The sequence below is a fragment of the Acinetobacter sp. YH12144 genome (assembly GCF_013418345.1).
GTDB classification, from domain to species: Bacteria; Pseudomonadota; Gammaproteobacteria; order Pseudomonadales; family Moraxellaceae; genus Acinetobacter; species Acinetobacter amyesii.
The window spans coordinates 1-9,087 of the sequence record NZ_VPCD01000035.1 but is presented as its reverse complement, the minus strand read 5'-3'; the positions used below and the strand labels follow the sequence as shown (position 1 = coordinate 9,087).

The window sequence follows — 9,087 nt, the reverse complement described above, 5'->3', positions numbered from 1 at the left end:
TGTTCCATTTTAGAGATTTGTTTAAGATAAGATATAACTCATTGAGATGTGTCATAGTATTCGTCGTTAGAAAACAATTATTGTGACATTATTTCAATGAGTTATCTATTTTTGTCGTGTACAGAGCTGAATTTTATAGAAACTACGAAGTGAGTGTTGCACCACAAACCACAGGCGAATGTAATCTAAATGCAAGTCAGTCAATGAGTTGAGCATAATGAGACCTTTGAATCTGTCTTCTTTTTATGGTTTAAAATGATCAGTGATATCGTTGTTGGATAATAAAAAATGAGGCTGAAATACAGCCTCATTTTTATGGATTTGGTCTTAGTCATCCATCAGTGGTGGCTGAATCGTTGCACCTACTTTGATTGGTAATTCGCTTTCAAGTACATAAGCATAGCTTAGGTTATCAAACGTTTTGAATACCATAATGTTACCAATACGTTGTCCTGGAAGTTGAACACGTTCTTTGGTTTTTGGATCAGTCACGATTTCACCTTTTTGGTTCACGCTAAAGACTTGACCAGATTGAACGCCTTGCAAGCTACCACGGTCGATCGTCACAACACTGTGAACCGCTGCAGTACCAATCGAGCCCATAACACGAACTACACTACCGCCAGCAGTGACATTTTCTGCATTGGTTGGATAGAACAGTGTTGGCAGCATTGGGTTATATTCAGGAAGAACACGATCGCCACGACGAACTTCAGCATTATAAGTATCGGTTAGTTCTAAAGTGGTAATGTCATTTTCACCACGAACGGCAACACCTGAAGCGACTTGAGTCAGTTCTAAACCTGCGTTGTATTTTTTGCCGTTTGCATCGGTAAAGATGTACGGTTCGCCTTCACGGTAAACAGCATATCGTTGACCGACTTGCATGCCTTGGCCGCGAGCATAAACTGTTTGGCCTTTGGCTGCCAATACACGTTGATCAGCTGTACCTAAAATGTAAGGTGTGCCTTCAACAGAATCAGCGGCAACAATCATGCTGCGCTCAAGCCATTGCTTAATATATTCTAATGGGATAACCGGAATCGCACTGTTGAGGGATTCAACACGAACTTGTGGTTGAAGTTTAGTGCCACCTGTATAGCGACGAATAATACCTTCACAGCCATCACCTTCATCCTTACCGATGATTGGGCGGCCATTGTAGGTACACATTAATAGGCGGTCACCTGGGAAAATCCAGTGCGGATTTTTCACGTGTTTATTGCTCGCCCAGATTTCAGGCCAGCGCACGGGATTTTTTAAGAAACGCTTGGAAATATCCCACAACGTATCGCCTTTTTTCACCACATAAACTTGAGGGGCACCTGCCTTCAATGACGGTGGATTGACGTTACGAGCAGGGGCAGCTTCTGCAACACTGACCATTCCCATCCCCACACTTACACAGACTGTAAGTGCCAATAATTGTTTTTTAAACCCCAAGGCACTAAAAGTTGGCATGCCCTTCAAAACCTTTTTCATTATCATAATTCCTAAAATTATGTATGTAACTGCGTTATAATAACGATATTACACACAATTTTTTGATGAAGCATTCCTTCATTTTGTTTTTTGATCAATGGCATAAGTGAGGACGTCGTATGGCCTTATTACCTATTTTAAGTTTCCCCGATCCCCGTCTTCGTACCATTGCAAAACCAGTCGAAGAAGTTACTGATGAAATTCGTCAGTTAGCAGCCGACATGTTTGAAACTATGTATGAAGCACCGGGAATTGGCCTGGCAGCAACACAGGTAGATCACCATATTCAGCTGATAGTCATGGATTTATCTGAAGAAAAAGATCAACCCATGGTGTTTATTAACCCCAAAATTACGCCATTGACGCAAGAGACGCAGCCCTATGAAGAAGGCTGTTTATCAGTGCCTCAAATATACGATAAAGTTGAGCGCCCGTCACGTGTAAAAATTCAGGCAATTAACCTTGAAGGTCAATCATTTGAAGTGGAAGCGGACGGACTTCTCGCAGTTTGTATCCAACATGAAATGGATCACTTAAATGGTAAGTTGTTCGTCGACTATCTATCGCCTTTGAAACGTCAACGTGCACGTGACAAAGTGGAAAAATTGGTTCGCCAACGCCAAAAAGATAAAGTCGCAGTTAAGCGTTAATTGATCGCGGTAAAAAATACCTGAGACAAGCCCAATTTCGATTGGGCTTTGTTATACTTGGGGCAGACAAATGTTAGGGTTTGCCTGTATTGTTTCGTAGTGGAGTGCTGCTGTCCTTTGCAGCCGTTTTTTTGCAGATTGCTGTTTTTTTACAGCCATTGTTGCCCAAGCAATATCAAGTTGCTCCGGTCTGCGAAACCATTACGCGTGCACTTTTACTTCCCAATGTTCATGCTGAACATACCGCACATTCACACCATTCATCTTCCGCTCACGCTGAGCAAGTTCAAGTCGATCATACTGCCCATGAACATGATACCAGTCATCAATGTCAGTATTGTACGGTCTATGGCAATTTGGTTTTGCCCCCTGAACTTGATGTGAAAGAAGTGCTTGATCGAATTCAAGTTCGTTTAATTGCTTTTCAAAAAGCTTTCAAGCATGTCTGGTTTGTTCTTCAACAACTCTTTTTACTTCCGCAAGGTCGAGCCCCACCACTCGCTGCATAAATCCGACGTTTTTTAAACTTGGGTCTTTGAGGACTCAGGTACGCCTTTATTTATGTATTTTGTGAGATAAACATGGCTCAGCCTAAATTTTTTCTACAGCCTCTTGCGGCTGCAATTTGTATTGCCTGCTATTCAACTTCTGTGATGGCTGACGAGATGCCCGTAGAGATGACGGAAACCAATGCAGTACAGACTTTGGCACCGATTGTGGTGACATCACATCAAGGGAATGATGCCAATGGTTTAATTGTCCGTGCAAATCCAAAACAGCCGATTCAACCGATACCTGCCAGTGATGGGGCCGATTATTTAAAAAGCATTGTGGGTTTTAGTGCAGTGAAAAGTGGCGCAGGAACCAATGGCGATGTCACCTTCCGTGGCATGTTTGGTTCACGCATTAAAATTTTAACCGATGGCACAGAAAATCTAGGGGCGTGTCCAAGTCGTATGGATTCGCCGACGTCTTATATTTCACCTGAAAGCTATGATCGTATTTCAGTGATTAAAGGACCTCAAACGGTTCAATATGCCAATACAGGTTCTGCTGCAACAGTCTTATTTGAACGCAAACCTGAACAATTCGATGCTGATAAAAACTACCGTGGTCAAGTCAGTGTGATGATCGGCTCTTATGGTCGTTTAGATCATAATGTCGAGGCGGCCATGGGGGATGAGCATAAATATGTCCGTTTAAATGCTAGCCGTTCTGTTGCAGACAGCTACCAAGATGGAGATGGTAATACTGTGCCGTCAGACTGGGAGCGTTGGAATACAGATTTGGCACTCGGTTGGACGCCAAACGAAGATACATGGGTAGAATTTACTGGAGGTAAAGCCGATGGTGAGGCGGTGTACGCGGGCCGAATGATGGATGGTTCGCAATTTGCCCGTGAAAGCTTGGGGCTTCGAGTCGAGAAAAAGAATGTCACTGAGGTGATTAAGAAAATTGAAGCACAAGTGAACTATAGCTTTAATGATCATGTCATGGATAACTATAGTTTACGTCCTGAACCAATGATGAAAATGGCGACTAATGTTGCTCGTAAAACATTAAACGCTCGTATGGCCGTAACCCATGAATGGGATAGTCTTCAATTTATTACGGGTATCGACAGCCAAAATAACCAACATAGTATTCGTAAAACAGATTCAAAAAATCATATTGTTTATCAAGACCAGCCACGTATGACAGACATGAAATATCAGTCTTATGGTGGTTTTGGTGAATTAACCTATCATTTTGATGATCAAAACAGTTTGGTTTCAGGTGTTCGGTTTGATCAAGTCGATGTGAAAGATGAACGACAAGATTCAATTGATCAAGGTTATAACCGTAAATTGGATAAAACCTTAACAAGTGGCTTTATCCGTTTTGAAAATACACATCCTGAACATGATGATGGTAAAACCTATATTGGTTTAGGCTATGTAGAACGTATGCCAGATTATTGGGAATTATTTAGCCCAAAATCAGGAAATGGTGATATCAATACATTCAATCATATTGATACGGAAAAAACGCTTCAGTTAGATATGGGCTATCAACATCAACATGGTGCTTTGAATTCTTGGGTGTCGGCTTATGCTGGTTTGGTGAATGATTATATTTTAACGAGTTATAAGCTTGGAACAGGAATGATGAAGGGTATGGAAGCGCATAGTCGAAATATCGATGCAACCATTGCAGGTGCAGAAGCTGGGATTGGCTATCAATTTACAGATGCGATCCAAGCAGATGTCAGCGCAATGTATGCGTGGGGGGAAAACACCACGGATAATACGCCATTACCACAAATCTCACCTTTAGAAGCACGGATCAACTTACGTTATATCCAAGATAATTATACTTTGGGAGCATTCTGGCGTGTGGTTGATGGGCAAAATCGTATCAGTGCGCACCAAGGCAATATCGTGGGTTATGACCTGAAAGAAAGTGCAGGATTTGGCACACTGTCTTTAAATGGTACTTATCATATTGATGAGGGTGTAGATGTATCTGTGGGTGTGGATAATCTCTTGAATAAAACTTATACCGAACATCTAAATAAACTGGGTGATGCAGGGACAGGTTTAGCGACTGATCAACAGTTTAATAATATCGGTCGCAATTATTGGGCACGTATTTCGATGAAATTCTAAGTCCGGACATTTGTCATCCAAAAAGCAGAGCGATCGCTCTGCTTTTTTTATTGGTGCATACTGGCCAGTTGTTTGGCCTTACTTTGATACAGTGCTAAACCGAGTTTTTGAATCGCACGGCCTTTTTGCTGTAATTTTTGATTTAAACTCGGGACATGCTTAGCACCTGAATACAGGACAAGATTTCTAGCCAATAAATAATAGGCAAACCATGCGGCGGACTGTGGTTTGAGCCCTAATTTATGCATGCGTTTTTTGCCAATAAAAAATTGTGTCAGCTCCAGATGTTGTCGATAAGCCAGTTTTTGCTGAAGTGGTCGAAGGTATTTGTACTGTCGTTCAAAAGGTTCTTTAGAGAGACTGGCACCGAGAGCCATGCTGCTTGCATCGGATTGGGGGTGTACAAATTGCATCCAATACAGCAGTTTCCAACCGTCAGATTCTTTTGCAATTAACCATTTTTCATCAATACCCATCAACCAGCCGACATAGCGCCAAAAATGCAAAAAGCTTTCAGTTTCTTGTTTTGACGGAAAAATTCCTAAAGCGCGAATGCCCAAAAGTACCACACTGCTAAAGGCAAGATTGGTCATCGCCAAGTCAAATTGATTCATCGGTACCCCCCACGTTGCAAAATCCCAGTCTTTGCCTTTTTGGAGTTGATGCCGTACCAAAGCATGAATAAAACGCACATAAATCGTCGATGTAAATCCTGCATGCAAACGTTCGAGTCCTCGTTCTTCAGTGATATCTACCCACCATTTAGTGGTTTCAGCTAGACGTGTACCGGCTTGTTTATTTAAAGCACCGGTCAGCATGAGTGGCTGATTGAAACCGGGGAAGAGATAACCGACCATGAGTGAAAGGTCTCGCAAAATAAAGCCATTGTTAATCCCGAGTCGATGGGTGAACTCAAGGGCTTGCTGTATTTTTTCTGGCTCTACCCACGGCGGTGTTTGTTCAACATGCTTAAAAAAATGCTCGAGTTCAGGAATAGAAAAGGGAAGCTGCTCGACACCTTTAAATAGAGCGATTTCAAAATATTCACGATGCTGTTTAGGGTTCTGCATCATCCACGTGAGCACTTTTTCCATCTGTGGGTCACCACATTGCAAGGCTTTATTGAGGTCAAGATATTGGGCGTAATTTGGCTGTGCAGCCTGACCCGTCAAATAAGACAGTAGAAAACTCAGCAGATTAGATTGCTGCATGGCCTGAAATGAAGTCAGTCGGGTATTGAAGTGAGTGGTCATGTTTTTGATCTTCAATGTTATTGTTGCATATCACACTAATATGAATATTTATTCGCATTCAATTCGCATAACACTATCGCATTGGAGAGCCGTACAATGAGAAAAAGACCACAACAACAACGCGCGAAAATGATTGTGGAAAGCATTTTGCAAGCTGCGCAGTTGTGTATTGCAGAACAAGGTTTACTGGAGCTGACGACGCCCAAAATTGCGGAAAAATCTGGGGTGAGCGTTGGGTCGATTTATCAATATTTTGAAAATAAAGAGCAAATCGTAGAAGAGTTACTGCTCAGAGAATCAGAACAATTGGGGTTAGCACTAAAAAATATAGTCGTGGAGCAAGAGCAGCACAGTATTTATGAGGTGATCCCACTTTGTATTCAGTTTGGCTTTGATATGTTGAAAGCTGATCGTGGCTTCTTCATTGAGATCTTAAAACATTGGCATCAATACAGTCATTCAGATGCCTCTCAGGTTTTGGAAAAGCATTTTTTTGAAGTTGGGATGTATTTATTTAATCGTTATTATTCACATTGGAACTTTGAAACGCTGAAACATCGCTCTTTTGTGATTATTAACAGTACTTTATTTACCATGATGCGCTATGTGAGCAATAATAGTTTTTTAATTACAGAACAGCAGCTTAAAGTGGAATTGTCGAAGATGATTTTGGCGTATTTAGATAGTGAATAACACTGAAAAAATTAAAGTTGTCGATTAAAGAATCTATTTAATTCAGATCTAAGATATGTGAAGATAGATTAATAATAAATCAATAACTTAATATAATAAATCAGGAACATCATGATGGTTTCTTTGAGCTTGCAGCAATTGTCCAAATCTTTTGCGGGAAAATGTATATTTTCAAATCTAAATTTAGAGTTAAACGAATTCGGAATTGTCGCTGTTGTTGCTGAGAATGGAGTAGGGAAGTCCACCTTACTTGCGATGATTGCTGGGATGCTGGATTTCGATGCAGGCAATATTTTGATTAATGATCAGCCATATGCCCCTCATAACAATGAATACAAGAAACTTGTGGCCTATGTGCCAGATAAAAGCCCTATTTATGATTTTTTACAAGGGCAGGAGTTTCTGAATTTAATGTGTGATATTCGAGGGATAGCGCATGAGCAGTATCAAATATTCATTGAAAAATTTAAATTAGAACACTATTTAGCCACGCCATTTGCTGACATGTCTTTTGGCACAACCAAAAAGTTTTTATTGGTTGCAGCCTTAATGACTTCGGCACCATTACTGATTTTAGATGAACCGAGCAATGGCTTAGATCAAAACGCCTTGGCTGAATTAACAAGCATACTTTTACAGCAGAGCCAATCAAAATTGATTCTATTGTCTTGCCATGATCCTGTATTTAGAGACAGTCTTGCAGCAAAAATCATCGAGCTAGATAGGTTAAAGTCCAATGAGCAGGCGGCATGAATATACAAAGACATGTTGGGCAGCGAACAATCATAAAAACGCTTTTGAAATATCGATGGATATTTTATGTCAAGACCACAGCAGACGCAGTTGCACGGCAAAAGCATTTACTTATTTTAGTCACATTAATTCTCGGGCCAATGCTATTCGGACTGCTCTTATCTTTAGTGCAGCCCATTATTGATTTGGTTTATTGCAAATCGTTAATCACGAATCTGTTTCTTTGGACAGGCTTTCTTGCCTTAAATGTATTTTGGTGTGCGATACAGCGTAAAGCTTTGAGCGGTGGAGAAGGGTATCGCTATCTAGCGCTATTGCCAATCACGCTCAAAAGTCGCTTTGCAGTGGAAATCAAATTTTTAGGCAGTTTAAGCTTTTTGCTGTTATTGCCATTTGTTTTAGCGCTTCTATATGTTTGGGTTGAGTATGAGTTTTTGGCTTCCATTGGTATTAGTGTATTGATGCTTCTTTGGATCTTTAATTTATTAATCATACAAATGCTGTTTTTACAACAGAATCAATATTTCGGTTTAGTCTGTCTTTTGACATATTTACCCATTTTGAGCCTAGCTATATTGGACGCTCAACTCGTTGCGGTGTTGTTATCTACTTGCATATGTATAGCTGCGATAAAATTTTGGCTGCTCGGTAGGAAATCAAAACCAATAAAGCTACATGTACCTAGCGTATTTGTGATACAGAAATATAGCCCACTCTGGCTCAATCAAAATAAACTCATTATTCGTCAGGCATTTCATAAAAGATTTCTAACCCATCGTATTGTTAGTATTGGTATTTCGGTTACAGCGGTCGTGATTTTGTATTGGTTCGCCACGCAGGCGGATACTTGGAACATCATGAGCCTTGATTTCACTGCTTCACAATTATTCCAATTGATGTGTGCCATCTATATTGCACTGAGTTTATTCAATCTAGGCGTGATAAAAATGGACTTAAAATCAAATTTTGAATATGCAGAGCGATTCTGGATCATTCAAGGATTCACACTATGGCAGCTCAGAAAATACGAATACTGTGTTTTATTGATAATTGGCTTAATGATGAGTGTGCCAGTCTTGATGTGGTTACTGCTGAAAGGTGGATTTGTTGATGTGCTATTGATGGCGGCATTATTTGGTATCGCCATTCCATTTATTCAATGGTTGTATAGAAAACCTGAAGAAGTGCACGGTGTTATGCCAGTTTTAATGTTTATCTTATGGGTGCCTGTGGCGTATTGCATGCTTTCTGTACGCTAAAAACACTTTTTTAAGTAAAAAACACTGATTTAGTAGAATAAATAAACAAACGTAATGAAAAATTAAAAATAAATGGAAAAGGGTGTTGCAACGGATGTGAAATGCTGTAGAATGCACATCCATCGGCAGTGATGAAGATTAAAACTTCTGATAAAACAATGACTTGGTTGAATTGATTAAGTTGGGTTTTATTTGATAAGTTTAAAAATAATTTGAATTACTGGTTGACTCTTTAGAAATAAAGAGTAATATAGCCGACCTAGCTTGCTGGTGACGAACCAACAAGAAGATCATTAAAAGATTATGAAGAACAACTTGTGTGGATTTTTACTGATTGATCGATCGAAAT

At 40.2% G+C, this 9,087-nt stretch carries 8 protein-coding genes; 6 read left to right on the top strand and 2 right to left on the bottom strand.

All coding sequences use genetic code 11. The features are described from left to right. Positions 1-327: 327 nt before the first annotated feature. Positions 328-1,482, bottom strand: a complete 1,155-nt coding sequence (locus tag FTU79_RS15765) for a LysM peptidoglycan-binding domain-containing protein (RefSeq protein ID WP_180051313.1) — start codon at positions 1,480-1,482, stop codon at positions 328-330. A 119-nt stretch (positions 1,483-1,601) separates the two neighbouring features. On the opposite strand from FTU79_RS15765, the gene def reads away from it, so the two are divergent. The 3 genes from def to FTU79_RS15750 all read left to right on the top strand — a co-directional run bounded on the left by def (position 1,602) and on the right by FTU79_RS15750 (position 4,780). Continuing rightward, positions 1,602-2,132 carry a peptide deformylase gene (gene def / locus FTU79_RS15760; RefSeq protein ID WP_078191459.1) on the top strand — a complete coding sequence of 177 codons (531 nt, stop codon included), beginning with the start codon at positions 1,602-1,604 and terminating at the stop codon, positions 2,130-2,132. A gap of 89 nt (positions 2,133-2,221) precedes the next feature. After that, the gene (locus FTU79_RS15755) at positions 2,222-2,641 is read left to right on the top strand and encodes a DUF2946 family protein (protein WP_180051310.1); all 420 of its coding nucleotides are present in this window, start codon (positions 2,222-2,224) and stop codon (positions 2,639-2,641) included. A 72-nt stretch (positions 2,642-2,713) separates the two neighbouring features. Then, complete coding sequence (locus FTU79_RS15750) at positions 2,714-4,780, top strand: TonB-dependent copper receptor (protein WP_180051307.1); 2,067 nt, start codon at positions 2,714-2,716, stop codon at positions 4,778-4,780. A gap of 47 nt (positions 4,781-4,827) precedes the next feature. Here the strand turns inward: FTU79_RS15750 and FTU79_RS15745 are convergent, their stop codons facing one another. Next, positions 4,828-6,033: an oxygenase MpaB family protein gene (locus FTU79_RS15745; protein WP_180051305.1), complete on the bottom strand. Its 1,206-nt coding sequence runs from the start codon at positions 6,031-6,033 to the stop codon at positions 4,828-4,830. Between the two features lie 96 nt (positions 6,034-6,129). On the opposite strand from FTU79_RS15745, the gene FTU79_RS15740 reads away from it, so the two are divergent. The 3 genes from FTU79_RS15740 to FTU79_RS15730 all read left to right on the top strand — a co-directional run bounded on the left by FTU79_RS15740 (position 6,130) and on the right by FTU79_RS15730 (position 8,738). After that, positions 6,130-6,726 carry a TetR/AcrR family transcriptional regulator gene (locus FTU79_RS15740; RefSeq protein WP_180051302.1) on the top strand — a complete coding sequence of 199 codons (597 nt, stop codon included), beginning with the start codon at positions 6,130-6,132 and terminating at the stop codon, positions 6,724-6,726. A gap of 111 nt (positions 6,727-6,837) precedes the next feature. Next, positions 6,838-7,479 (top strand): ABC transporter ATP-binding protein, encoded by a 642-nt coding sequence (locus FTU79_RS15735; RefSeq protein ID WP_180009533.1) that lies wholly within the window; start codon positions 6,838-6,840, stop codon positions 7,477-7,479. Next, positions 7,476-8,738: a hypothetical protein gene (locus FTU79_RS15730; RefSeq protein WP_180051299.1), complete on the top strand. Its 1,263-nt coding sequence runs from the start codon at positions 7,476-7,478 to the stop codon at positions 8,736-8,738. Before FTU79_RS15735 ends, FTU79_RS15730 begins: the two co-directional genes overlap by 4 nt. Positions 8,739-9,087 lie beyond the last annotated feature (349 nt).

Excerpts from the sequence above, each read along its gene's own strand:
- FTU79_RS15765 (WP_180051313.1), bottom strand. The coding sequence starts at position 1,482 with ATGAAAAAGGTTTTGAAGGGCATGCCAACTTTTAGTGCCTTGGGGTTT.
- def (WP_078191459.1), top strand. The coding sequence starts at position 1,602 with ATGGCCTTATTACCTATTTTAAGTTTCCCCGATCCCCGTCTTCGTACC.
- FTU79_RS15750 (WP_180051307.1), top strand. The coding sequence starts at position 2,714 with ATGGCTCAGCCTAAATTTTTTCTACAGCCTCTTGCGGCTGCAATTTGT.
- FTU79_RS15745 (WP_180051305.1), bottom strand. The coding sequence starts at position 6,033 with ATGACCACTCACTTCAATACCCGACTGACTTCATTTCAGGCCATGCAG.
- FTU79_RS15740 (WP_180051302.1), top strand. The coding sequence starts at position 6,130 with ATGAGAAAAAGACCACAACAACAACGCGCGAAAATGATTGTGGAAAGC.
- FTU79_RS15735 (WP_180009533.1), top strand. The coding sequence starts at position 6,838 with ATGATGGTTTCTTTGAGCTTGCAGCAATTGTCCAAATCTTTTGCGGGA.
- FTU79_RS15730 (WP_180051299.1), top strand. The coding sequence starts at position 7,476 with ATGAATATACAAAGACATGTTGGGCAGCGAACAATCATAAAAACGCTT.